Source organism: Streptomyces sp. NPDC001027, from assembly GCF_040299045.1.
Lineage (GTDB): Bacteria > Actinomycetota > Actinomycetes > Streptomycetales > Streptomycetaceae > Streptomyces.
Genome location: NZ_JBEPBI010000129.1, coordinates 1 through 22,627 on the forward strand (window position 1 = coordinate 1; position 22,627 = coordinate 22,627).

Sequence of the window (22,627 nt, forward strand, 5' to 3'; positions counted from 1 at the left end):
CGCGAGGCGGCGGCCGTGCGCTGCGGCCGCCGCCTCGCGGACGCGTCAGTCGTCGAGGGCGGGGGCGTCGGTCGCCGCGGCGTCGAGCACCGCCATTTCGATCCCGGCCAGCCGCTCGCGGTCCGCCACGACGTCGATCGCGGTGATCCCGTCCTCGGCGAACGTGAAGACGAGCACGAGCCGCAGCCTTCCGTGCGGCGCCATCACCAGGCCCACCGTGCCGTCCAGCAGGGCGGGACCGGTGAACCGGGCCCGTCCCGTCGCCGCCATCGCGCCCTCGGCCACCGGCCGGGCGCCGCTCACGGCGACCGGACCGGGCGTCGGGATCACGAAACGGTCGGCGGTGAGGATCACGTCCGGATGCAGCAGCGCCACAAGCGCCTCGAAGTCGCCGCCGCGGGTGGCGGCGAGGAAGGCGTCGACGACCTCGCGCTGCCTGACCCGGTCGACGGCGGGAGCGTCGCCGCCCCGCACACGGCGGCGAGCCCGCCCGGCCAGCTGGCGGGTGGCGGCCGGCGTGCGCTCGATCAGCGGGGCGATGTCGTCGAACGGCACCGAGAACAGGTCGTGCAGGACGAACGTCAGCCGCTCGGCGGGGGCCAGGGTGTCCAGGACCACCAGGAGCGCCACCCCGACCGCGTCGGCGAGGAGCGCCTCCTCCTCCGGGTCGCCGCCCTCCGCCGGGGCGGCCGCCGCTCCCGCGGCGTCGGCGCTCCAGGCGTCGAGCGGCGTCTCGTGCCGCCGCCCACGGGAGCGCAGCATGTTCAGGCACACCCGGCCCGCCACCGTGGTCAGCCACCCGCTGACGTTCGCCACGTCGCCGACGTCGGCCCGGCTCGCCCGGAGCCATGTCTCCTGCACCGCGTCGTCCGCCTCGCCGAGCGAGCCGAGCATCCGGTGGGCGACGGCGCGCAGGCGTGGCCGGTCGGCCTCGAAACGCTCCGCCGACAGCGTGGTGTGTGCGGTCATGGCCGATCCCCCTCGTCATCACCGCGGCGCGGACACGCGGTCACCACGGTGCGGATGTGTACGCGACAGATCAGAGCACGTCCGCCGACGGCGGCGCCAACGGCCGTGCCGGGGGCGGCGCCGACGGCTGTGTCCAGGAGCGTCGCGGCCTTTCTCCACCGTGATCGACCGCGGAGGTCCTAGGCTCGGACTCACTGGACCGGACGGGGGCCGCGGACGTGAAGATCCTGATCAGCGCCGACATGGAGGGCGCCACCGGCGTCACCTGGCCCGCCGACGTGCTGCCGGGGACCGCGCAGTGGGAACGCTGCCGCACGATGTTCACCTCCGACGTGAACGCCGCCGTGCGGGGGTTCTTCACCGGCGGGGCCGACGAGGTCCTGATCAACGAGGCCCACTGGACCATGCGCAACCTGCTTCTGGAGCAGCTCGACGAGCGGGCTCAGATGCTCACCGGGCGGCACAAGTCGCTGTCCATGGTGGAGGGCGTCCAGCACGGCGACGTCGACGGCATCGCGTTCGTGGGCTACCACGCGGGCGCCGGGATGGAGGGCGTCCTCGCCCACACCTACCTCGCCAACTCCATCACCGGCGTCTGGCTCGACGACGTGCGGGCCAGCGAGGGGCTGCTCAACGCACGGGTGGCCGCCGAGTTCGGCGTGCCGGTCGTCCTCGTCACCGGCGACGACGTGGCCTGCGAGGACGCGCTCGGCTACGCGCCCGGGGCGTTGAAGGTGGCGGTCAAGGACCATGTCTCACGCTACGCGGCGGTGTGCCGCACACCGGCCCGCACCGCGGCCGACATCCGGGCGGCGGCGCAGGAGGCGGCCGGGCTGGCGGTCCGTCAGGAGCCGCTGCGGGCAGGCCCGTTCGCCGTCGCCGTGGAGTTCGACGCCGAGCACCTGGCGATGGCGGCCACCGTGGTGCCCGGCGTCGACCGCGTCGGCGAGCGGAAGGTCGCGTACACCAGCGGCACCATGTACGAGGGCATCCGCACCTTCAAGGCGGTCACCACGATCGTCTCGGCCGCGATCGAGGAGCAGTATGGCTGACGCACACGCGCGGGACGAGGTCGTCCGCTTCACCTCCGACCTCATCCGACTCGACACCGCGAACCGGGGCGGCGGCGACTGCCGCGAACGCCCCGCCGCCGAGTACGCGGCCGCGCTGCTCGCCGAGACGGGCGTCGAGCCGACGCTGCTCGAACGCACCCCGGGCCGCACCAACGTGGTGGCCCGGATCGAGGGCCTGGACCCCGGCGCGGACGCCCTGCTCGTCCACGGCCACCTGGACGTCGTCCCGGCCGAGCCCGCCGACTGGAGCGTGCACCCCTTCTCCGGCGAAGTGCGCGACGGCGTCGTGTGGGGCCGCGGCGCGGTCGACATGAAGAACATGGACGCGATGATCCTCGCCGTGCTGCGGGCCTGGTCCCGGCAGGGCGTGCGGCCCCGGCGCGACCTGGTCGTCGCCTTCACCGCCGACGAGGAGGCCAGCGCCGTCGACGGCTCCGGGTTCCTCGCCGACCGGCATCCGGAGCTGTTCGAGGGCTGCACCGAGGCCGTCGGCGAGTCCGGGGCGTTCACCTTCCACGACGGCGCCGGACGCGAGATCTACCCCGTCGCCGCGGGCGAGCGCGGCACCGGCTGGCTGAGGCTCACCGCGCACGGGCGCGCCGGACACGGCTCCAAGGTCAACCGGGAGAACGCGGTGACCCGGCTGGCCGCGGCCGTCACCCGGATCGGCGAGCACACGTGGCCGCTGCGGCTCACCCCCACCGTCCGGGCCGCGCTCACCGAACTCGCCGCGCTGTACGGCGTCGAGACCGACCTGAGCGACGTCGACGGCCTGCTGGAGAAGCTCGGACCGGCCGCCTCCCTCGTCGAGGCCACCGTCCGCAACAGCGCCAACCCCACGATGCTGGACGCCGGTTACAAGCTCAACGTGATCCCGGGGACGGCCGTCGGATACGTCGACGGACGGTATCTGCACGGCGGCGAGGAGGAGTTCCGGGCGACGATGGACGCACTGACGGGGCCCGACGTCGACTGGGAGTTCGCCCACCGCGAAGTCGCCCTGCAGGCACCGGTGGACGCGCCGCTGTTCGCCCGGATGCGGGCCGCGGTCGAGGAGTTCGCGCCGGAGGGGCACGTGGTGCCGTACTGCATGTCCGGCGGCACGGACGCCAAGCAGTTCTCACGGCTCGGCATCACCGGCTACGGCTTCGCCCCGCTGAAGCTGCCGCCCGGCTTCGACTACCAGGCCCTCTTCCACGGGGTCGACGAACGGGTGCCGATCGACGCGCTGCACTTCGGCGTCCGCGTCCTCGACCGGCTCCTGCGGACGGCGTGAACCGCGTCGTGGGCGCCCCGGAGGGCGAGGTACGCGTCCTGCCCTACGGCTCCTGGCCGTCCCCCGTCGACGCGGCCCTCGCGGCCGCCCACGACGGACGCCCCGAGTACGTGGGCTTCGTCGGCGACGAGGTGTGGTGGACCGCGCCCCGGCCCGCCGAGAACGGCCGCCGCACCCTCGTCCGGCGGCGCGTGGACGGCACGCGGGAGTCCGTGCTCGCGCCGCCGTGGAACGTGCGCAGCCGGGTCGTCGAGTACGGCGGGCAGCCCTGGGCCGCCGCGGTGCGCGACGGCGGGGTCCTGGTGGTGTTCGCGCACTTCGCCGACCAGCGGCTGTACGCGTACGAGCCCGGGTCCGGCGGCGCGCCGAGACCGCTCACCCCCCTCTCCGCGGTGGGCGGAGGACTGCGCTGGGCCGAGCCGCAGTTGCTGCTCGACCGGGACGAAGCGTGGTGCGTGCTGGAGGAGTTCACCGGCGAGGGGCCCGGCGACGTGCGCCGGGTGCTCGCGGCCGTGCCGCTGGACGGCTCGGCCGCCGCCGACCGCTCCGCCGTGCGCGAACTCGCCGACGACGGACACCGGTTCGTCACCGGTCCGCGGCTGACCCGGGACGGCCGCCGGGCCGCCTGGCTGGTCTGGGACCACCCCCGGATGCCGTGGGAGGGCACGGAGGTCCTGGTCGCCGACGTCACGCGGGACGGCGTCCTGAGCGGGGCGCGGGTCGTGGCGGGCGGCCCGCAGGAGTCGGTCGCGCAGGTCGACTGGGCGGCGCGGGCGAGGGGCGACCGGGCGGGAACGGCGGGCGAGGGGGAGCAGCCGGCGGACGAGGCGCTGCTGTACGTCAGCGACCGCAGCGGCTGGTGGAACCTGTACCGCGACCACGAGCCGCTGTGCCCGCGGCAGGAGGAGTTCGGCGGGGCCCTGTGGAAGCCCGGACTGCGCTGGTTCGCACCGCTGGACGACGGGCGCGTGGCCGTCGTCCACGGCCGGGGGACCGCCGCGCTCGGGATCCTCGACCCGCAGACCGGCGAACTCGCCGACGCGCCCGGCCCGTGGACGGAGTTCGCCCCCGCCCTCGCGGTGCGCGGCGAACGCGTCGTGGCCGTCGCGGCGAGTCCGCGCAGCGGGTACGAGGTGGTGGAGCTCGACGCCCGCACCGGCAGGACCGGCGTCGTCGGCGCCGCCCACCACGACCCGGTGGACCCCGCCCACTACTCCGAGCCCCGGGTGCGGACCTTCGCCGGACCCGGCGGGCGCGACGTCCACGCGCACGTCCACCCGCCCCGTCACCCCGGCGTCGTCGGCCCCGACGACGAGCTGCCGCCGTACGTGGTGTGGGCGCACGGCGGCCCGACCGACCGCGCCCCGCTCGTGCTGGACCTGGAGATCGCCTACTTCACCTCCCGCGGCATCGGGGTCGCCGAGGTCGACTACGGCGGCTCCACCGGCTACGGCCGGGAGTACCGGGAGCGGCTGCGCGGACAGTGGGGCGTCGTCGACGTCGAGGACTGCGCGGCCGTCGCCCTGGCCCTCGCCGACGAGGGCCTCGCGGACCGGGCACGGCTGGCGATCCGCGGCGGCAGCGCGGGCGGCTGGACCGCCGCCGTGTCGCTCACCCGCGGCGGCGTCTACGCCTGCGGGACCATCCGCTACCCGGTGCTGGACCTCGTCGGCTGGGCGAGGGGCGGCACCCACGACTTCGAGTCGCGCTACCTGGACTGGCTCGTCGGACCGCTCGCCGAGGCGCCCGCCCGGTACACGGAGCGCTCGCCCGTGGAGCACGCCGACCGGATCACCGTGCCGTTCCTGCTGCTGCAGGGCCTGGACGACGTGATCTGCCCGCCCGCCCAGTGCGAGCGGCTCCTGGAGCGGCTGGCGGAGCGGCCCGTGCCGCACGCCTACCTCACGTTCGAGGGAGAGGGGCACGGGTTCCGGCGGGCCGCGACGACGGTGCGCGCGCTGGAGGCCGAGCTGTCGCTGTACGCTCAGGTGTTCGGGCTGCACCCGCCCGGCGTTCCCAGGCTGGAGCTCGCACCGTGAAGGAACTCGTACGGCCCTCCCGGCTCGCCTCCGGCGCCCGGGTCGCGGTCGTCGCGCCCAGCGGGCCGGTGGCGGAGGAACGGCTGCAGGCCGGCCTCGACCTGCTGCGCAGCTGGGACCTCGACCCCGTGGCCGCCCCTCATGTGCTGGACCGGCACCCCGCCCTGCCGCACCTCGCGGGCGCCGACGCCGACCGCGCCGCCGACCTCCAGCGGGCCTGGTGCGATCCCGGCGTCGACGCGGTGCTGTGCGCCCGCGGCGGCTACGGCGCCCAGCGCGTCGTCGACCTGCTCGACTGGGACGCGATGCGGGCCGCGGGCCCGAAGGTGTTCGTCGGCTTCAGCGACAGCACCGCCCTGCACGAGGCGTTCGCGCTCCGGCTGGGCCTGGTCACGCTGTACGGGCCGGTGGCCGCCGGCATCGACTTCATCAAGAACGCCCGGGCGCAGGACCATCTGAAGGCCACCCTGTTCGCCCCCGAGACCGTCCGCGTCGTCGGCGCCGCCGGCTCCGCCCTCGTTGCGGGCCGGGCGCGCGGCGTCACGCTGGGCGGCTGTCTGACGCTGCTCGCCACCGGGTACGGCACCCCGCACACCCGGGCCGGGGCCCGCGGCGGGCTGCTCCTGATCGAGGACGTGGCCGAGCCGCCGTACAGCGTCGACCGGGCCCTCACCCAGCTGCTGCGCACCGGATGGCTGGACGGCGTCGCGGGCGTCGCCCTCGGCTCCTGGGACCGGTGCGGCCCCTACGAGGAGCTCCGTCCGGTCCTCGCCGACCGGCTCGGCGGACTCGGCGTCCCCGTCGTGGAGGACCTCGGGTTCGGGCACTGCGAGGGAGCGCTGACCGTGCCCTTCGGCGTGAGCGCCGTGCTCGACGCCGACGAGGGCACGCTCGCCCTCGACGCACCGGCCCTGCGCTGACCTCGCCTCGGGCGCCGGCGCGGCGGCCGAGGAGGGCGGTCCGCGCCGCGTCACCCGAAGGGCAGCCCCGACCGTGCGGGAGCGGGCCGCCGGGCCGACCCTGGAGGCATGAGCCCGAAGACCTCCAAGAGCGCCAGCACCTCCGGGAGCCAGGGGAGGACGGCGATGACGCCCGGCCGGATCGCCGTGCTGGTGCTCGTCGCCCTCGCCCTGGTCTTCATCTTCGAGAACACCCAGGAGACGGAGATCCGGCTGCTGGTCCCCGTGGTGACCATGCCGCTGTGGGCCGCCCTGCTGGCCACCGGGATCGTCGGCGCGCTGTGCGGGTCGTACTTCGCCTACTCCCGGACCCGGCGCAGGTGACCCGGCCGTAGGCTGGCCGGATGCCGCACACAGCATCGCGCTACCTCGCCGAGGGCCCCCGCGTGGGGATACGCCACTTCACCTACGAGGACGGACCGGAGTTCACCTCCCGGGTGCGCGAGAGCGAGGACCTGCACCGCCCGTGGCTGTTCCCGCCCGCCACCGCCGACGCCTACACGGCCTATGCGGGACGGCTCATCGAGGATCCGTCCAAGGCCGGCTTCCTGGTGTGCACCCGGGAGGACGACGCCATCGCCGGGTTCGTCAACCTCAACAACATCGTCCAGGGCGCTTTCCAGAGCGGCGCACTGGGCTACGGCGCCTTCGCGCACGCGGCCGGACGGGGGCTGATGCGCGAGGCGCTCGGCCTCGTGGTGGGTCACGCGTTCGGACCGCTGCGGCTGCACCGGCTGGAGATCAACGTGCAGCCCGGCAACGCCGCCTCGATCGGCCTCGCCCGCGCCTGCGGCTTCCGGCTGGAGGGATTCTCCCCGGAGATGATCCAGATCGACGGGGAGTGGCGCGACCACGAACGGTGGGCGATCACCGCCGGGCCGCGGACCGGGCCGCGGACTTCCGGTTGATCTTCATGGTGTCGAGGTCCGTGACCGTCGACCTCAGCCCGGTGAAACCGTATCCGCGCTCCCGCAGCGTCGTCTCGGCGCGCTCCTCGGCGAGCGCGCCCGCCATCTCGTCGCCGTCCGCCGCGTCCGACACCACCACATAGCGCATCGAGAAGTGCTTCAGCGGGGACGGCTCGTACGTCAGCGTGCCCTCCTCGGTGAACCGCATGCTCGTCAGCCCGTGGTCGGCCGCCTCGGCGAGCAGCCGCGCGCGGTCCTCCTCCCGCAGGCCCTCCCACGTCCCCCGGACGATCACCCGGTAGGTGTGCTGCTCACTCACTGCCGCTCCTTCGCAAGGCCGGCGACGCCGTCGACGCCGTGGAAAGGAGCGACTCTACGGGCGGGGGGCGGCCGCCCACCGGGAATTTCCGCGGCGTCCGGGCCGCTCACGGCAGGCTCGGCAGCACCTTGGTGCGGTAGAAGTCGAAGAAGCCGCGCTGGTCGGGGCCGATCTGGCCGACGTAGACGCGGTCGAAGCCGGCGTCTCAGAAGGCGGTGAGGGCGGCGAGGTGCTCGTCCAGGTCGTCGCCGCACACCGTGTTCTCGTCGACCATCTCCTCGCTGACCAGCGGATCCAGCTGCTCGACGTGGCTGGGGGTGGGCAGGATCTGGCCCATCTCGCCGGGCAGCAGCTGGTTCGACCACAGGCGGCGGACCGTGCGGACGGCTTCCGCCCGGTCCGTGCCGTAGCAGACCTTGACGCCGCCGCTGACCGGCTTCGCGCCCCCGCCGCCCTTGCGGAACTGCTCGACCATCGGCTCGTCCGGCATCATCGTGATGTAGCCGTCGCCCACCCGGGACGCGAGCGAGGTGGCCTTCGGGCCGAACCCGGAGACGTCGATGGGGACCGGCTCGTCGGGGACCGTGTACAGACGGGCGTTCTCCACCGTGTAGTGCGCCCCGTAGTGGCTGACCTCCTCGCCGGTGAACAGCCGGCGCATCACCTGGACCGCCTCCTCCAGCATCTCCAGGCGCACGTTCGCGGGCGGCCAGGCGTCGCCGAGGACGTGCTCGTTCAGCGCCTCGCCCGAGCCGACGCCGAGACGGAAGCGACCGCCCGTCATCACCGCGGCCGTGGCGGCGGCCTGCGCCACCACCGCCGGATGCATGCGGACCGTCGGACAGGTCACGGCCGTCTCGACGGGCAGCGACACCGCCTCCGACAGCGCGCCGATCACCGACCAGACGAACGGGCTCTGACCCTGCTCGCCGTTCCACGGGTGGTAGTGGTCGGAGATCCACAGAGCCCGGAATCCGGCCTGCTCGGCCATGCGGGCCTGCTCGACGAGGTCCGCGGGGGAGAACTCCTCGCAGGCCAGGAAGTAGCCGTACTCGGTCATGGGGGCACCTCCGCGACTGGGGTGGTTCGTCGTCGCCGCCCGGGTACCCGGGGCCCGGACGGGAAACCGGCGCACGTTTGGCGGCCCCTGCCCGGGGGACGCGGAAACCCTTGTACGCCACCCGCAGGGACGCCGCCGAGAGGGGAAACGACGTGAACGACCAGAATCCCGCGACCGCCGAGTCCGCAGAACCGCATCCCTCCCCGGAGGACGACTCCCAGTCGATCACCGCGCCGACGCCCGGGGTGGGCCGGCACGGCGACGGCGCCCCCGAATCCGCCGCCGGCCGGTCGTCGCCGTCCCCCGAGGACGGCTCCCAGTCGATCGACGTGCCGACGCCCGAGGTGGGACGGCACAGCTCCGGACCGGCGAGGACGTCGCACGACGGCAATGACGGCGAGCCGGCCGCGGAACCCGCGAAGAACCAGCCCGGCGGAGAGCCGGCGAAGAACCAGCCCGGCGGAGAGCCGGCGAAGAACCAGCCCGCCGGGGAGCCCGCGAAGAGCCGGCCCGGCCCCGGGACCGCCCAGCGCGACGACCGCGCGGAAGGAGACCGCTGACCCGATGGAAACCGCCGAACTCGTCGAACTCGGACAGCAGTTGAGGGTGGACAGCGTGCGCGCGTCCGCCGCCGCGGGGTCCGGGCACCCGACGTCCTCGATGTCGGCCGCGGACCTGATGGCCGTCCTCCTCGCCCACCACCTCCGCTACGACTTCGACCGCCCGGCCCACCCCGGCAACGACCGCTTCATCCTCTCCAAAGGCCACGCCTCCCCGCTGCTGTACTCCGCCTACAAGGCCGCCGGAGCCGTCGACGACGACGAGCTGCTGACCTTCCGGAAGCTCGGCAGCCGGCTCGAGGGACATCCCACGCCGCAGCGGCTGCCGTGGGTGGAGACCGCCACCGGTTCGCTCGGTCAGGGCCTGCCGGTCGGCGTCGGCGTCGCGCTGGCCGGGAAACGGCTGGAGCACACCGGATACCGCGTCTGGGTGCTGTGCGGGGACAGCGAGCTCGCCGAGGGCTCGGTGTGGGAGGCCGCCGAGCACGCGGGCCACGAGCACCTGGACAACCTCACCGTCGTCGTGGACGTGAACCGGCTCGGCCAGCGCGGCCCCACCCGGCACGGCCACGACCTGGACGCCTACGCCCGCCGCTTCCAGGCCTTCGGCTGGCACACGGTCGAGGTCGACGGGCACGACGTGGACGCGATCGACCGCGCGTACGGCGAGGCCGTCTCCACCAGCGGGCAGCCCACCGCGATCCTCGCGCGCACCCTGAAGGGCCGCGGCGTGGCCTCCGTCGAGGACCGCGAGGGCCTGCACGGCAAGCCGCTGCCGGACGCCGACGAGGCGATCGAGGAGCTGGGCGGCGTCCGCGACCTGCGGGTCCGCGTGCACGAGCCGGCCGACGCCCGGATGCTGCACTCCGTCCCCTCGGGACAGCCGGACCTGCCCCGCTGGCACAAGGGCGAGGAGGCGGCCACCCGGGACGCCTTCGGCAAGGCCCTCGCCGCTCTCGGCGCCGCCCGCGAGGACGTCGTCGCCCTCGACGGCGAGGTCGGCGACTCCACCCGGGCCGAGGCCTTCGCCAAGGAGCACCCCGACCGCTACTTCGAGTGCTACATCGCCGAACAGCAACTGGTCGCCGCCGCGGTCGGCCTCGCGGCGCGCGGCCTCACGCCGTACGCCTCCACCTTCGCGGCCTTCCTGAGCCGCGCCCACGACATCATCCGCATGGCGGCCGTCAGCGGAGCCGGCGTCAACCTGGTCGGCTCCCACGCGGGGGTCGCCATCGGGCAGGACGGCCCCTCGCAGATGGGCCTGGAGGACCTGGCGATGATGCGGGCGGTGCACGGCTCCACCGTGCTGTACCCGTGCGACGCCAACCAGACCGCCCGGCTCGTGGCCACCATGGCGGGCCTGGACGGCGTGCGCTACCTGCGCACCTCGCGCGGCGCCGCGCCGGTCCTCTACGGACCGGACGAGGAGTTCCCGGTCGGCGGCAGCAAGGTGCTGCGCTCCTCGGAACGGGACCGTCTGACGATCGTCGCGGCCGGCGTCACCGTGCACGAGGCGCTGGCGGCCGCCGAGGCGCTGGACGGCGAGGGCATCGCGGTCCGGGTCGTCGACCTGTACTCCGTCAAGCCGGTCGACCGGGCCACGCTGCGCCGGGCCGCCGAGGAGACCGGGTGCCTGCTGACGGTGGAGGACCACCACGCGGAGGGCGGCCTCGGGGACGCGGTCCTCGACGCCTTCCTCGACGGCCGCCCGGCGCCCCGCCTGGTGCGACTCGCCGTCCGCACGATGCCCGGTTCGGCGAGCCCGGCGGAGCAGCTGCACGCCGCCGGCATCGACGCGGAGTCCATCGCCGCGTCCGCCCGGCTGCTGGTGGAGCAGGCGATCACGCCGTGAGCGGCGACCAGGTCCGCACCGTGCGGGCCGGCCGCCGGACCCTCGAGGTGCACCGGCCCGACAAGGTCCTCTTTCCGGGCGACGGGGACGCGAAGGAGTACACCAAGGGCGACCTCGTCGCCTACTACCGGGAGGCCGCCCCCTTCCTGCTGCCGCAGCTGCGCGGCCGCCCCCTGATGCTGGAGCGGCATCCGGACGGCGTCGACGGGCCGCGGTTCATGCAGAAGAACACGCCCGAGCACTACCCGGAGTGGATCACGCGGGCAGAGCTGGCGAAGGAGGGCGGCACGGTCTGTCACACCGTGTGCGACGACGCCGCCACGCTGGCGTTCCTCGCCGACCAGGCCTGCCTCACCCTGCACCGCTGGCTGTCCCGGTCCGACCGGGCCGACCGCCCCGACCTGATGGTCTTCGACCTCGACCCGGCGGACGGCTCCCCCTTCGCCGCCGTCCGCGAGGCGGCCGTCCGGCTGCACGGGCTCCTCGACGAGCTGCGGCTGCCCGCCGACCTGATGACGACGGGCTCGCGGGGGCTGCACGTCGTGGTCCCGGTCGACGGGCAGGACGACTTCGACGGGGTCCGCGGATTCGCCCGGGACGTCGCCGAGCTGCTCGCCGCCGAGCACCCCGACCGGCTGACCACGGCAGCCCGCAAGAAGGACCGCGGGGACCGGCTCTACCTGGACGTCCAGCGCAACGGGTACGCACAGACCGCCGTGGCCCCCTACACCGTGCGCGCGCTGCCGGGGGCGCCCGTCGCCACGCCGATCAGCTGGGCGCAGCTCGACGACCCCGAGCTCGGCCCGCGCCGCTGGACGATCGCCGACGCCGTCGAGCAGGCCCGCACACGGCCCTGGTCCGGGACGTCGGGGCGGGGGCGGGCGCTGGGTCCCGCCCGGCGCCGACTCGAGGCACTTCGGGGCTCGTGAAGGTTTGGCCAAGGGAGTTCCGGCCACCCGGAGGAAGAGGTGGCCATCGTGAACACGGAAAACACATCACCGGCACACGGACACCGATCTCGCGATCCCGAACGATCGCGCGATCGGGACGACCCGGACCTTTCACGCTCTTCAGGTGATGCACGCAGTTCGCACAGCTCACGCGATGCGCACGGCTCACACAGCGCACACAGCGCACGCGGTTCGCACCGCTCACGCAGTTCGAACAGTTCTGACGATTCGAGGAACCCGGACAGGCCGAAGGCTCCTCGGCACGGGAAAGGCGGAGACGACGTGGCAGACGACCGGCCGGGCCCCATGGACGTGCTGCGCCAGGCGCGCGCCCAGCTCGCGGAGCTGACCGGCATGACCGCCGAGAGCGTCTCGTCCTTCGAGCAGACCGAGGACGGCTGGGCCCTGGAGATCGAGGTCATGGAGCTGGCCCGGGTGCCCGACACGATGAGCCTGATGGCGAGCTACCAGGTCGACCTCGATTCCGCAGGACAGCTCACCGGCTACCGGCGGGTCCGCCGCTACGAGCGCGGGCGGGCCGACGCACATCGGCAGGGCGGCCGCTAGGCCGCCCGCCCGAACCGCTGTCCGACCATCCACATCAAGATCTTCCAGACAAGGAGGCGCGGTAGACATGACCGTTGTCCCGGCACAACAGACCGGCGGTGGGGGCGGCTCGAGCGGCCTCTACGACGTGCTGGAACTCGTCCTCGACAGGGGTCTCGTCATCGACGCGTTCGTGCGGGTGTCCCTGGTCGGCATCGAGATCCTCAAGATCGACGTCAGGGTCGTGGTGGCCAGCGTCGACACCTATCTGCGCTTCGCCGAGGCGTGCAACCGGCTCGACCTGGAGGCAGGGCCGCGCAAGGACCCGGGCCTGCCCGACCTGGTCGGCGAGATGACCGAGTCCGGGGCCCGCGGCAAGTCCAAGGGCGCCCTGTCCGGCGCGGCCGAGACCATCTCCGACGCGTTCAAGCAGGCCCGCGACGAGGGCTCCTCCGGGGAGCGCGAGCGCGAGGCCAGGCCCCGGGCCCGTAAGAGCACCTCCACGCGCCGGAAGGAGGAGCAGGAGTGAGCACCTACGTCTACGGCATCGTCGCGCGGTCGCACCCCGCCCTTCCCGACGGCCTGGCCGGCGTCGGCGAGCCGCCGCTGCCGGTGCGCGTCCTGACCGAGGGCGAGCTCGCGGCGATCGTCAGCGACGCCCCCGAGGGGCTGCGGCCCAAGCGCAGGGAGCTGCTCGCCCACCAGAGCGTGCTCGCCGAGGCGGGCGCCGGCGGCTGCGTGCTGCCCATGCGGTTCGGCAGCGTGGCGCCCGACGACAGCTCCGTCACCGGGGTCCTCGCCGAGCGCGCCGGGCATTACAAGGAGCGGCTGGACGTCCTCGAGGGGCGGGTGGAGTACAACGTCAAGGCCTCGCATGTCGAGGAGGCGGTGCTGCACCAGGTGATGGCCGAGAGCCCCGAGCTGCGGGGCCTGGCCGAGGCCAACCGGCAGTCCGGCGGCGGCAGTTACGAGCAGCGGCTGCAGCTGGGCGAGATGGTGGCCGCAGCGGTCAAGGCCAAGGAGGCCGAGGACGCGGCGGACGTGCGGCAGCAGCTCGAGCCGCTCGCCGCGCACGTCAGCGTGGGCCCCGAGTCCACGGGCTGGCTGGTCAACCTGTCCTTCCTGGTGGACCGCGACGCGGCGGCCGGGTTCCTCGAGGCAGCCGAGGAACTCCGCAAGGGCCGCCCGCATCTCGAGGTGCGGGTCAACGGACCGCTGCCGCCGTACAGCTTCGTGGAGCCCGGTCCGGCCGAACCCGAACCCGCGGGCGCCACCGGGGAGTAGGCGTGTCATGGGACTCATCTCAGAGGTGCTCCTTCTTCCGTTCGCCCCGGTCCGCGGCAGCGGCTGGGTGATCGGCCAGGTGCTGAAGGAGGCCGAGCGGATCTACTACGACCCGAGCACCGTTCGGGCTGAACTCGCCCGGCTCGAGGAGCAGTTGGACGCCGGTGAGATCACGGAGGAGGAATTCGACCGGCAGGAGGACGAACTCCTCGACCGGATGGAGATCGCGACGCGCAGAAGCGCGGGAACGGACGACGGGTGGGCAGGATGAACCGAACGGGAATGGGCCTCGCGATAGGGGCCGGGTACCTCCTCGGACGTACCAGGAAGCTGAAACTCGCCCTGGCGGTGGGCTCGCTGGTGGCGGGCAAGAAGCTGAACCTCACGCCCAAGGGCATCGCCGACCTGGTGTCCCAGCAGCTGCGGGACAACCCGCAGTTCAAGGAGATCGGCGACCAGCTCCGCACCGACCTGCGCGGTGTGGGCAAGGCGGCCTCCGGGGCCATGGTCGAGCGGCAGATGGAGGCTCTGGCCGACCGTCTGCACGGGCGCACCGCCGAGGTGCGCGACCAGATCGAGGGCGTCGTGCCGGGCAGGGGCGCGGACGACGACGCGGACGACGCGGACGACGAGCCGCAGGGCGCGCGGGAGGACGAGGACGCGCAGGGCGGCGCCGACGACGAGGAGGGCGGCGAAGACCAGCGGGCGTCGTCGAGGCGCGCCGAAGCGAAGAAGGCGCCGGCCAAGAAGTCGGCGAAGAAGGCGCCGGCCAAGAAGGCGCCCGCCCGGAAGACCGCGGCCCGCACCCCGGCCGCGAAGAAGACCGCGTCGGCAGGCAGGACGGGCACGCGGACCGCGACGAAGACCGCCTCGGGCGCCGCATCCCGGTCCCGGCGGCCGAAGGGAGGCGGCGACCGATGACCGAGACCCTCGGATCCGCCAGGTCCGCGACGTCCGCGGCGTCCGACACCGCGGGCAAGGCGGCAGGCGGCAACGGCAGCCCGCTCTCCGGCATCGCGCACAGCGAGGCGGCGGACCGGCTCAAGGAAGAGGTGCAGGAGTACCTCGCCGCCCAGGCCACACGCCTGCTGACCGGCGTCGGCGCCAAGCTCGGCGACACCACCGCCAAACTCAACGACATCGCCGAGGGCAACAGCCCGGGCTTCGCCAAACTCGCCCTCGACGGCGGCCGGAAGATCGCCGAGGGCAAGGGGCCGGTGCGCTCCGCCCTGGAACTCGGCGCCTCGCGGGCCAAGGACAAGGTGACCGGCGCCCTGAAGAGCCTCGGCGGCGGCAAGGGCGGCAAGGGCAAGAAGAGCGCGGGCAAGAAGCCGACCGTGATCATGGAGACGATCGACGTCGGCGTCCCGCTGCGCACCGCCTACGACCAGTGGACGCAGTACCAGGACTTCAGCACCTTCGCCAAGGGCGTCAAGAGCGCGAACCGCGCCGACGACACCACGAGCGACTGGCAGGCGAAGGTCTTCTGGTCCAACCGCAGCTGGAAGGCGAAGACCACCGAACAGGTGCCGGACGACCGGATCGCCTGGACGTCGGAGGGCGCCAAGGGCACCACGAAGGGCGTCGTCTCCTTCCACGAGCTCGCCGACAACCTCACCCGGATCCTGCTGGTCATCGAGTACTACCCCACGGGCCTGTTCGAGAAGACCGGCAACATCTGGCGTGCCCAGGGCCGCCGTGCCCGTCTCGACCTGAAGAACTTCGCCCGCTTCATCACCGTCAAGGGGGAGGCGCAGGACAGCTGGCGCGGCGAGATCCGCGACGGCGAGGTCGTCACCTCCCATGAGGACGCGGTGGCCGAGGAGGACGAGCAGGAGAACCGGGGCGACGACGGGGACGAGGACGCCGAGGCCCGGGCCGACGACGGCGACGTCGAGGACGACGACGAGCCGCGGGATGCCGAGGACGCCCGCCGGGAGGACGATGAGGAGGACGACGAGGACGCCCCGTACGCCGAGGACGAGGACGACGACCAGGCCGAGGACGGGGACGAGGCCGACGACGAGTACGAGGACGAGGCGTACGACGACGAGGAGCAGCCCGAGGCCGAAGAGGGCGGCGAGCCGGCGGACGCCGAGGACGAGTACGAGGAGTACGACGAGGAGGAACCCGAGGACGAGGACGCCGCGGACCAGCGCAGGAGCCGTCGATGACCATGGCGAGCCGGATGCCGGAGCCGTACGGCCAGGGCGGCGGAGCCAACCTGGCCGACATCCTCGAGCGTGTCCTGGACAAGGGCATCGTGATCGCGGGCGACATCCGGATCAACCTGCTCGACATCGAACTGCTCACCATCAAGCTGAGGCTCGTCGTCGCCTCCGTCGACAAGGCGAAGGAGATGGGGATCGACTGGTGGGAGGACGACCCCGCCCTGTCCTCCGGCGCCCGCCGCAAGGAGCTCGCGCGGGAGAACGCCGAGCTGCGCGAGCGGCTGGCCCGCCTGGAGGAGCCGGAGGAGCTGGCACCGGGCCGCGCCCGTGAGGAGGTCCGGCAGCAGGCCCGGGAAGCGCGCGGAGCCCGGCACGACGCCCCGCAGGATGCCCGTGGGAACGCCCGGAAGGAGTCCCCGTGATCGGACTGCGCTATGTGTACGCCGTCTGCCGCCCGCTCGGCGCGCCCCTGCAGACCGCCCTGTCGGGCGTGGCGGGGGATCCGCCCCGGCTGCTGGCCCATCACGGCCTGATCGCCGTCGTGAGCCATGTGCCGGAGCGCGACTTCGCGGAGGAGCCGCTCCGCCGCCGTCTCGAGGACCTGGACTGGCTCACCGAGACGGCCAGGGCCCACCAGCAGGTCGTGGACGCGCTGACGGCCGTCACCACGCCCCTGCCGCTCCGGCTCGCCACCGTCTTCCGGGACGACAGCGCCGTCCGCGTGATGATGGAGAAGCACGAGCAGGAATTCCTGCGCACCCTGGACCGGCTCGACGGGCGGGTCGAGTGGGGCGTCAAGGTGTACGTCGAGCCCGGGGCGCGGGAGCCCGAGCCCGCGGCCAGGCCCGCCTCGGGCCGTGACTACCTCAGGCAGCGGCGCACGAGCGCCCGGGCCCAGGAAGACACCTGGCAGCGCGCCGAGCGGTTCGCGGCACGGCTTCACGCGACGCTGTCCGCGCGCGCCCAGGACGCCCGCCTCCACCCGCCGCAGAATCCCGCGCTCTCCGGGGTGACCGGGCAGAACGTGCTGAACGCCGCCTATCTGGTGCCGCGCGCGCAGTCCGAGGAGTTCGTGGAGATCGTGGACCGCACCAAAGGCGAGGAGCCCGGGATACGGGTGGAGCTCACCGGCCCGTGGGCGGCCTACTCCTTCGTGGACATGACGGAGGGAGTCGGGGCGGGCGGGCCGGGGGAGGGCGCATGACCGTCGTGGAGCGCCGCGAGGTCGCCCTCGTCGACCTGCTCGACCGGCTGCTGGCCGGCGGGGTCGTCATCACGGGGGACGTCACCCTGCGCATCGCGGACGTCGATCTCGTCCGCATCGATCTCAACGCGCTGATCAGCTCGGTGAACGAGAACGTGCCGTCGCCCTGGGGGGATCTGCTGTGACGGACCGTCGCCACCGGGTCGACCTCGAGCCCGACACCGTCGAACGCGATCTGGTCAAGCTCGTCCTGACCGTCGTGGAGCTGCTGCGCCAGCTGATGGAACGCCAGGCGGTGCGCCGCTTCGACACGGGCGACCTGAGCGAGGAGCAGGAGGAGCGCATCGGGCTCACGCTGATGCTGCTCGACGAGCGCATGACCGAACTGCGCGAGCGTTACGGTCTGCGGCCCGAGGACCTCAACCTGGACCTCGGGCCGCTGGGACCGCTGCTTCCCCGGGAATGAGCCTCCTTGGGCGGGCCGGGAGGCTCAGGCGGCCTTGCGGCAGAGGATCTCTCCGTGCAGCACGGCGAACCAGCCGTCCTCCCGCCGTCCCCACTCCCGCCAGGCCTGTGACACGGCGTGCAGCTGTTCCGCGGTGGCGTGACCGCCCTGCGTGGCGCGCTCCGCGTACGCCGAGGCGACCGTGCGGTCGGCCCACAGGCCGCTCCACCAGGCCCGCTCCTCGGGTGTGCTGAAGGTCCAGGTGGCGGAGGTGGCCGTGACGTCGGTGAACCCGGCGGCCAGCGCCCAGGACTTCAGCCGGCGGCCGGCGTCCGGTTCGCCGCCGTTGGCCCGGGCCACCCGGTGGTACAGGTCCAGCCAGTCGTCCAGGCCGGGCGAGGCGGGATGCCAGGTCATCGCCGCGTAGTCGGAGTCGCGGACCGCCACATAGCCGCCCGGCCTGGTCACGCGCAGCATCTCGCGCAGCGCCTGCACGGGGTCGCCGACGTGCTGGAGCACCTGGTGGGCGTGCACGACGCAGAACGTGTCGTCGGGAGCGTCCAGCGCGTGCACGTCGGCGACCGCGAAGTCCATGTTGGCCAGACCCCGCCCGGCCGCCGTGGCGCGGGCCTGCTCCAGGACGCCGGGCGCGTGGTCGACGCCGGTGACGTGTCCGTCGGGGACGAGGGCGGCCAGGTCTGCGGTGATGGTGCCCGGCCCGCAGCCGATGTCGAGGATCTTCATGTGCGGCTTCAGGGAGCCGAGCAGGTAGGCGGCGGAGTTGGCGGCGGTCCGCCAGGTGTGCGACCGCAGCACCGACTCGTGATGTCCGTGCGTGTAGACGGCGGTCTCCTGCGCTCTCGGCATGGCTGTACCCCTTCTCGGCTGCTCGGCGAACCGGGTGCCCGGTGTCGTCACCGTACGCTGTCGCTCGTATGATGAGACAGTTCGTTTCGCTATATGGACAACCTGCGGCCGGCGGGCGGACGGCACGCGGCCGGCGCTCGGACCGCGTGGGCGGAGCGGATATTCGGTTTGCCGCGGGTCGGGGGCGGCCCGCACAATGCCTCACCATGGGACACCTGGAAGCCGCACACCTCGAGTACTACCTCCCCGACGGGAGGGCGTTGCTCGGCGACGTGTCCTTCCGGGTGGGCGAAGGCGCGGTGGTGGCCCTCGTCGGGCCCAACGGCGCCGGCAAGACCACGCTGCTGCGGCTGATCTCGGGTGAGCTGAAGCCGCACGGCGGGACGGTCACCGTCTCGGGCGGCCTGGGCGTGATGCGCCAGTTCGTCGGCTCCGTGCGGGACGAGACGACCGTGCGCGACCTGCTGGTGTCCGTCGCCCCGCCCCGGCTGCGCGAGGCGGCGCAGGCCGTCGACAAGGCCGAGCACGCCATCATGACCGTCGACGACGAGGCCGCTCAGCTCCAGTACGCGCAGGCCCTCTCCGACTGGGCCGAGGTGCGCGGCTACGAGGCCGAGACGCTGTGGGACATGTGCACCACGGCCGCGCTCGGCATCCCCTACGACAAGGCGCAGTTCCGTCCGGTGCGGACCCTCTCCGGCGGCGAGCAGAAACGGCTCGTGCTGGAGGCGTTGCTGCGCGGCGGCGACGAGGTGCTGCTGCTGGACGAGCCGGACAACTACCTGGACGTGCCCGGCAAGCGGTGGCTGGAGGAGCGGCTGAAGGAGACCCGCAAGACCGTCCTCTTCGTCTCCCACGACCGCGAACTCCTCTCCCGCGCCGCCGAGAAGATCGTCTCCGTGGAACCGGGGCCGGCCGGCGCCGACGCCTGGGTGCACGGCGGCGGCTTCGCCACCTACCACGAGGCCCGCCGCGAGCGCTTCGCCCGCTTCGAGGAACTGCGCCGCCGGTGGGACGAGAAGCACGCCCAGCTGAAGAAGCTGGTGCTGAACCTCCGCCAGGCCGCGTCCATCAGCCATGAGCTGTCGTCCCGCTACCAGGCGGCCCAGACCCGGCTGCGCAAGTTCGAGGAGGCGGGACCGCCCCCCGAGCCGCCGCGCGAGCAGGACATCACCATGCGCCTCAAGGGCGGCCGCACCGGTGTGCGGGCCGTCACCTGCAAGGGGCTCGAGCTCACCGGCCTGATGAAGCCCTTCGACCTGGAGGTGTTCTACGGCGAGCGGGTCGCCGTCCTCGGCTCCAACGGCTCGGGCAAGTCGCACTTCCTGCGGCTGCTGGCCGGTGAGGCGGTGGCGCACACGGGGGAGTGGAAGCTCGGCGCGCGGGTGGAGCCCGGGCACTTCGCCCAGACCCACGCCCATCCCGAGCTGCTGGGCCGCACCCTGCTGGACATCCTGTGGAGCGAACACTCCCAGGACCGGGGCGCGGCCATGTCCCGGCTGCGGCGCTACGAGCTGACCCAGCAGGCGGAGCAGACGTTCGACCGCCTCTCCGGCGGTCAGCAGGCCCGCTTCCAGATCCTGCTGCTCGAACTGCAGGGCGTCACGGCCCTGCTCCTCGACGAGCCGACGGACAACCTCGACCTGGAGTCCGCGGAGGCGCTCCAGGAGGGGCTGGAGGCCTTCGAGGGGACCGTCCTGTCCGTCACGCACGACCGCTGGTTCGCCCGCTCCTTCGACCGGTACCTGGTCTTCGGCAGCGACGGCCGGGTCCGGGAGACCGCTGAGCCGGTGTGGGACGAACGACGCGTGGAGCGCGCAAGGTAGCCCACGCGGTCCGTGTCGGCGCGCGGGCACCCCGAATGTTCGTACAGTGGAGTCAGAGACACGAGCTCCCCGGTTCCCTCCCGGGCCGCGCCGCGAGGGAGCGCTGACACCGCTCCCGGACGGGGCGCCCGGACCGTATGGACGCACACGACGAGCGGGGCACCACGATGACCGGAGTCGACCCGGACCGGCTGGACGACCAGCAGCTGATGAAAGAGCTGGAGACGATCCACCGCACGCGCCACGACACCCTGCTGCACGGCTCGAACGACGCCCTGCGCGCCCACAACGACCGCATGGCGCGGCTGGAGGGCGAGTATCTGCGCCGCAACCCGCGCCGGTTCGTCTCCCCGGGGCGCACCCGCGACGGCGCCAGGGAACGGGGCGCCGGGTCGAACGGCGGCGCCCGCCGGACCCCGGCCGGGACCAGGGCCGCCGGCGAGCCGGAGCCCGCGGCCACGCCCGTCGGCAAGTGGGGCCCGGGCGCACCCGGCCCTGGCTCACCCGGCCCGGGCACGAGGAGCACCGGCGCGAGCGGCGGCCCCGACGGGGCGTGAGCCCCTGCCGGGTCCGCCGTGTTCGGGTCGCTCAGCCGGTCTCCTGCGCGAACACGCGCAGGTACGTGTCGCAGAACGCCTCGAGGTCGTCCGGCTTGCGGCTCGTGACCAGCTTTCCGGCTCCGTGGTCGCAGACCTTCACCTCTTCGTCCACCCAGTCGCCGCCCGCGTTGCGGATGTCCGTCCGCAGGCTCGGCCACGAGGTGAGCACCCGGCCCCGCACGACGTCCGCCTCGACGAGGGTCCACGGCGCGTGGCAGATCGCGGCGACCGGCCGGCCCTGGTCGAAGAAGTCCTTGACGAACGCCACGGCCTTGTCGTCGGAGCGCAGCATGTCCGGGTTCGCGACGCCGCCGGGCAGCACCAGCCCGTCGAAGGAGTCCGCGGACGCCTCGCCGACGACCTCGTCCACGCCGAACGTGTCCGCCTTGTCGAGATGGTTGAACGCCTGGATCCTGCCGGATGCGGTCGACACCAGGACGGGCTCGTGACCTGCGTCGACCGCCGCCTGCCAGGGATCGGTGAGCTCGACCTGCTCGACGCCCTCGGGCGCCGTCAGAAACGCGATGCGCATGGTTTTCCCACGTCCTTTCCGTGTCCTTGCGGCCTGGTCCTGGCCCCTCCGGCGCACGGACCGTCGCCGTGCGCAGGGGCCCGGCCGACGGCCCTCTCCGGCCGCCTCGGGTGACCACCGCGTACCCGAGGAGACGTGCCCGACACAGCCCGGCACGACCTGACACGACCCGGGCTTGGCCTCGGCGGACGCCGGCTGCTCCTCGTCCCGCCCCGGCCCCGGCGGCTCAGGCCCCGTGGGCGGCTCCGGCGCCGCTCCCGGTCCGGGTCTCGAGCGCGTGCAGCACGGCCGCCATGTCCTCGCCGCCGTGCCCCTGCTCGACGGCCTCGCCGTACAGCGCGTGGCAGACGTCGAGGAGGGGTGAGGCCAGCCGGGTCCTGCGGGCGGCGTCGGCGATCAGCCGGTTGTTCTTCAGGACGTCGGCCGCGGCCGCCTGGACGCTGAAGTCCCGGGTCAGCAGCTTGGCCGCCTTCGTCCGGGAGACGGCGCTGGCCATCGGGCCCGCGTCCAGGACGTCCCGGAGCAGGCCGCGGTCGAGCCCGTGCCGGTCGGCGAAGTGGAACGCCTCCGTGAGGCCGGTGACCAGCGTGATCAGGAACAGGTTCACCGAGAACTTCATCAGCAGGGCCTGCGGCGCCGCCCCGCAGGCGAAGGTCTCCCGGCACAGCGGGCCGAGCAGCGGCCGTACGGCCGCCACGGCGGCCGGATCGCCTGCCAGCATCCCCACCAGCTCGCCCTGCTCGGCGGGGACGCGGGAGCCGGAGACCGGGGCCTCGACATAGCGGCCACCCGCGCCCCGGACGTCGTCCTGAAGGCCGTACGAGTACTCGGCCGAGGTCGTGCCCATGTGCACGACGGTGCGCCCGGCGACGCGCTCCGCGAACTCCGCCGTGCCGCGTGCGAGCACCGCGTCCACCGCGCTCTCGTCGGCCAGCATGAGGATCACGGTGCGGGCCCGGGCGAAGACCTCGCCGGGGCCCGCGGCGACCTCGGCCCCGGCGGCGCGCAGGGGGTCGCACCGGCCCGGGGTGCGGTTCCACACCACGAGGGGGACGCCGGCGCGGGCGAGGTTGAGGGCCATGGGCTGCCCCATGACTCCCAGGCCGATGAAGCCGGCGAGACCGGGGGATCCGACGTCGTCCACGTTGCACCGCGCTTTCCGCCAGGCGGCGGCAGCGGACCGCTGCC

Annotated in this window: 24 protein-coding genes and 3 pseudogenes; 21 read left to right on the forward strand and 6 right to left on the reverse strand. The window is 73.6% G+C overall.

Annotated elements, in window-relative coordinates; all coding sequences use genetic code 11:
* Nucleotides 1-45: 45 nt before the first annotated feature.
* Entirely contained in the window at nucleotides 46-969 is a 924-nt protein-coding gene (locus ABT300_RS28160) for a sigma factor (RefSeq protein ID WP_351681246.1), read from the reverse strand.
* Between the two features lie 218 nt (nucleotides 970-1,187).
* On the opposite strand from ABT300_RS28160, the gene ABT300_RS28165 reads away from it, so the two are divergent.
* The 6 genes from ABT300_RS28165 to ABT300_RS28190 all read left to right on the forward strand — a co-directional run bounded on the left by ABT300_RS28165 (nucleotide 1,188) and on the right by ABT300_RS28190 (nucleotide 7,224).
* Nucleotides 1,188-2,021 (forward strand): M55 family metallopeptidase, encoded by an 834-nt coding sequence (locus tag ABT300_RS28165; RefSeq protein ID WP_351681248.1) that lies wholly within the window; start codon nucleotides 1,188-1,190, stop codon nucleotides 2,019-2,021.
* A complete protein-coding gene (locus ABT300_RS28170; RefSeq protein WP_351681251.1) occupies nucleotides 2,014-3,318 on the forward strand; it encodes a M20/M25/M40 family metallo-hydrolase in 1,305 nt (434 codons plus the stop codon). The genes ABT300_RS28165 and ABT300_RS28170 overlap by 8 nt, the downstream gene beginning before the upstream one ends.
* Nucleotides 3,315-5,357 carry a S9 family peptidase gene (locus ABT300_RS28175; RefSeq protein ID WP_351681254.1) on the forward strand — a complete coding sequence of 681 codons (2,043 nt, stop codon included), beginning with the start codon at nucleotides 3,315-3,317 and terminating at the stop codon, nucleotides 5,355-5,357. The genes ABT300_RS28170 and ABT300_RS28175 overlap by 4 nt, the downstream gene beginning before the upstream one ends.
* Complete coding sequence (locus ABT300_RS28180; RefSeq protein ID WP_351681256.1) at nucleotides 5,354-6,277, forward strand: S66 peptidase family protein; 924 nt, start codon at nucleotides 5,354-5,356, stop codon at nucleotides 6,275-6,277. The genes ABT300_RS28175 and ABT300_RS28180 overlap by 4 nt, the downstream gene beginning before the upstream one ends.
* A gap of 108 nt (nucleotides 6,278-6,385) precedes the next feature.
* Nucleotides 6,386-6,640, forward strand: coding sequence for a LapA family protein (locus tag ABT300_RS28185; protein ID WP_351681258.1), 255 nt, complete (start codon nucleotides 6,386-6,388; stop codon nucleotides 6,638-6,640).
* 20 nt (nucleotides 6,641-6,660) lie between these two features.
* A complete protein-coding gene (locus ABT300_RS28190) occupies nucleotides 6,661-7,224 on the forward strand; it encodes a GNAT family N-acetyltransferase (protein WP_351681261.1) in 564 nt (187 codons plus the stop codon).
* Here the strand turns inward: ABT300_RS28190 and ABT300_RS28195 are convergent.
* Together ABT300_RS28195 and ABT300_RS28200 are read right to left on the reverse strand one after the other, a co-directional pair.
* Nucleotides 7,184-7,543: a DUF6204 family protein gene (locus ABT300_RS28195; protein WP_351681264.1), complete on the reverse strand. Its 360-nt coding sequence runs from the start codon at nucleotides 7,541-7,543 to the stop codon at nucleotides 7,184-7,186. The genes ABT300_RS28190 and ABT300_RS28195 overlap by 41 nt on opposite strands.
* 106 nt (nucleotides 7,544-7,649) lie before the next feature.
* Nucleotides 7,650-8,603: pseudogene (locus ABT300_RS28200) on the reverse strand (TIGR03557 family F420-dependent LLM class oxidoreductase).
* A 152-nt stretch (nucleotides 8,604-8,755) separates the two neighbouring features.
* On the opposite strand from ABT300_RS28200, the gene ABT300_RS28205 reads away from it, so the two are divergent.
* From ABT300_RS28205 to ABT300_RS28265, 13 genes and pseudogenes are all read left to right on the forward strand, one after another.
* Nucleotides 8,756-9,163, forward strand: a complete 408-nt coding sequence (locus tag ABT300_RS28205) for a hypothetical protein (RefSeq protein ID WP_351681266.1) — start codon at nucleotides 8,756-8,758, stop codon at nucleotides 9,161-9,163.
* 4 nt (nucleotides 9,164-9,167) lie between these two features.
* Nucleotides 9,168-11,015, forward strand: coding sequence for a transketolase (locus tag ABT300_RS28210; RefSeq protein ID WP_351681269.1), 1,848 nt, complete (start codon nucleotides 9,168-9,170; stop codon nucleotides 11,013-11,015).
* Nucleotides 11,012-11,944 (forward strand): non-homologous end-joining DNA ligase, encoded by a 933-nt coding sequence (gene ligD, locus ABT300_RS28215; protein WP_351681272.1) that lies wholly within the window; start codon nucleotides 11,012-11,014, stop codon nucleotides 11,942-11,944. The genes ABT300_RS28210 and ligD overlap by 4 nt, the downstream gene beginning before the upstream one ends.
* 315 nt (nucleotides 11,945-12,259) lie before the next feature.
* Nucleotides 12,260-12,532 (forward strand): annotated as a pseudogene (locus ABT300_RS28220) (gas vesicle protein GvpO); the annotation flags it as partial.
* A 67-nt stretch (nucleotides 12,533-12,599) separates the two neighbouring features.
* On the forward strand, nucleotides 12,600-13,040 hold the full coding sequence (locus ABT300_RS28225; RefSeq protein ID WP_351681274.1) for a gas vesicle structural protein GvpA: 441 nt from the start codon (nucleotides 12,600-12,602) through the stop codon (nucleotides 13,038-13,040).
* Nucleotides 13,037-13,795, forward strand: a complete 759-nt coding sequence (locus ABT300_RS28230) for a GvpL/GvpF family gas vesicle protein (RefSeq protein WP_351681277.1) — start codon at nucleotides 13,037-13,039, stop codon at nucleotides 13,793-13,795. Before ABT300_RS28225 ends, ABT300_RS28230 begins: the two co-directional genes overlap by 4 nt.
* A 7-nt stretch (nucleotides 13,796-13,802) precedes the next feature.
* A complete protein-coding gene (locus ABT300_RS28235; protein ID WP_266725687.1) occupies nucleotides 13,803-14,066 on the forward strand; it encodes a gas vesicle protein GvpG in 264 nt (87 codons plus the stop codon).
* Nucleotides 14,063-14,716 (forward strand): DNA primase, encoded by a 654-nt coding sequence (locus tag ABT300_RS28240; RefSeq protein WP_351681279.1) that lies wholly within the window; start codon nucleotides 14,063-14,065, stop codon nucleotides 14,714-14,716. The genes ABT300_RS28235 and ABT300_RS28240 overlap by 4 nt, the downstream gene beginning before the upstream one ends.
* A complete protein-coding gene (locus tag ABT300_RS28245; RefSeq protein ID WP_351681282.1) occupies nucleotides 14,713-15,969 on the forward strand; it encodes an SRPBCC family protein in 1,257 nt (418 codons plus the stop codon). Before ABT300_RS28240 ends, ABT300_RS28245 begins: the two co-directional genes overlap by 4 nt.
* On the forward strand, nucleotides 15,966-16,388 hold the full coding sequence (locus tag ABT300_RS28250; RefSeq protein WP_351681285.1) for a gas vesicle protein: 423 nt from the start codon (nucleotides 15,966-15,968) through the stop codon (nucleotides 16,386-16,388). The genes ABT300_RS28245 and ABT300_RS28250 overlap by 4 nt, the downstream gene beginning before the upstream one ends.
* Complete coding sequence (locus tag ABT300_RS28255; protein ID WP_351681287.1) at nucleotides 16,385-17,170, forward strand: GvpL/GvpF family gas vesicle protein; 786 nt, start codon at nucleotides 16,385-16,387, stop codon at nucleotides 17,168-17,170. Before ABT300_RS28250 ends, ABT300_RS28255 begins: the two co-directional genes overlap by 4 nt.
* Nucleotides 17,167-17,355: a gas vesicle protein gene (locus ABT300_RS28260; protein ID WP_351681290.1), complete on the forward strand. Its 189-nt coding sequence runs from the start codon at nucleotides 17,167-17,169 to the stop codon at nucleotides 17,353-17,355. The genes ABT300_RS28255 and ABT300_RS28260 overlap by 4 nt, the downstream gene beginning before the upstream one ends.
* Nucleotides 17,352-17,636 carry a gas vesicle protein K gene (locus ABT300_RS28265; protein WP_057582193.1) on the forward strand — a complete coding sequence of 95 codons (285 nt, stop codon included), beginning with the start codon at nucleotides 17,352-17,354 and terminating at the stop codon, nucleotides 17,634-17,636. Before ABT300_RS28260 ends, ABT300_RS28265 begins: the two co-directional genes overlap by 4 nt.
* A gap of 24 nt (nucleotides 17,637-17,660) precedes the next feature.
* On the opposite strand, the gene ABT300_RS28270 is transcribed toward ABT300_RS28265, so the two are convergent.
* Entirely contained in the window at nucleotides 17,661-18,482 is an 822-nt protein-coding gene (locus ABT300_RS28270; RefSeq protein WP_351681293.1) for a class I SAM-dependent methyltransferase, read from the reverse strand.
* A 206-nt stretch (nucleotides 18,483-18,688) separates the two neighbouring features.
* Between ABT300_RS28270 and ABT300_RS28275 the strand changes: the two genes are divergently transcribed.
* Both ABT300_RS28275 and ABT300_RS28280 read left to right on the forward strand, forming a co-directional pair.
* On the forward strand, nucleotides 18,689-20,308 hold the full coding sequence (locus ABT300_RS28275; RefSeq protein WP_351681296.1) for an ABC-F family ATP-binding cassette domain-containing protein: 1,620 nt from the start codon (nucleotides 18,689-18,691) through the stop codon (nucleotides 20,306-20,308).
* A gap of 137 nt (nucleotides 20,309-20,445) precedes the next feature.
* Nucleotides 20,446-20,736 (forward strand): annotated as a pseudogene (locus ABT300_RS28280) (DUF6158 family protein); the annotation flags it as partial.
* A gap of 160 nt (nucleotides 20,737-20,896) precedes the next feature.
* On the opposite strand, the gene ABT300_RS28285 reads toward ABT300_RS28280, so the two are convergent.
* A complete protein-coding gene (locus ABT300_RS28285; RefSeq protein WP_351681299.1) occupies nucleotides 20,897-21,439 on the reverse strand; it encodes a type 1 glutamine amidotransferase domain-containing protein in 543 nt (180 codons plus the stop codon).
* Nucleotides 21,440-21,665: 226 nt separating this feature from the next.
* Complete coding sequence (locus ABT300_RS28290; RefSeq protein ID WP_351681302.1) at nucleotides 21,666-22,532, reverse strand: NAD(P)-dependent oxidoreductase; 867 nt, start codon at nucleotides 22,530-22,532, stop codon at nucleotides 21,666-21,668.
* Nucleotides 22,533-22,627: the final 95 nt, after the last annotated feature.

Bases quoted from the DNA above. Each gene is read 5' to 3' on its own strand.
- ABT300_RS28160 (WP_351681246.1), bottom strand. From the start codon at position 969: ATGACCGCACACACCACGCTGTCGGCGGAGCGTTTCGAGGCCGACCGG.
- ABT300_RS28170 (WP_351681251.1), top strand. From the start codon at position 2,014: ATGGCTGACGCACACGCGCGGGACGAGGTCGTCCGCTTCACCTCCGAC.
- ABT300_RS28185 (WP_351681258.1), top strand. From the start codon at position 6,386: ATGAGCCCGAAGACCTCCAAGAGCGCCAGCACCTCCGGGAGCCAGGGG.
- ABT300_RS28190 (WP_351681261.1), top strand. From the start codon at position 6,661: ATGCCGCACACAGCATCGCGCTACCTCGCCGAGGGCCCCCGCGTGGGG.
- ABT300_RS28210 (WP_351681269.1), top strand. From the start codon at position 9,168: ATGGAAACCGCCGAACTCGTCGAACTCGGACAGCAGTTGAGGGTGGAC.
- ABT300_RS28225 (WP_351681274.1), top strand. From the start codon at position 12,600: ATGACCGTTGTCCCGGCACAACAGACCGGCGGTGGGGGCGGCTCGAGC.
- ABT300_RS28235 (WP_266725687.1), top strand. From the start codon at position 13,803: ATGGGACTCATCTCAGAGGTGCTCCTTCTTCCGTTCGCCCCGGTCCGC.
- ABT300_RS28240 (WP_351681279.1), top strand. From the start codon at position 14,063: ATGAACCGAACGGGAATGGGCCTCGCGATAGGGGCCGGGTACCTCCTC.
- ABT300_RS28245 (WP_351681282.1), top strand. From the start codon at position 14,713: ATGACCGAGACCCTCGGATCCGCCAGGTCCGCGACGTCCGCGGCGTCC.
- ABT300_RS28250 (WP_351681285.1), top strand. From the start codon at position 15,966: ATGACCATGGCGAGCCGGATGCCGGAGCCGTACGGCCAGGGCGGCGGA.
- ABT300_RS28260 (WP_351681290.1), top strand. From the start codon at position 17,167: ATGACCGTCGTGGAGCGCCGCGAGGTCGCCCTCGTCGACCTGCTCGAC.
- ABT300_RS28270 (WP_351681293.1), bottom strand. From the start codon at position 18,482: ATGCCGAGAGCGCAGGAGACCGCCGTCTACACGCACGGACATCACGAG.
- ABT300_RS28275 (WP_351681296.1), top strand. From the start codon at position 18,689: ATGGGACACCTGGAAGCCGCACACCTCGAGTACTACCTCCCCGACGGG.
- ABT300_RS28285 (WP_351681299.1), bottom strand. From the start codon at position 21,439: ATGCGCATCGCGTTTCTGACGGCGCCCGAGGGCGTCGAGCAGGTCGAG.
- ABT300_RS28290 (WP_351681302.1), bottom strand. From the start codon at position 22,532: ATGGGGCAGCCCATGGCCCTCAACCTCGCCCGCGCCGGCGTCCCCCTC.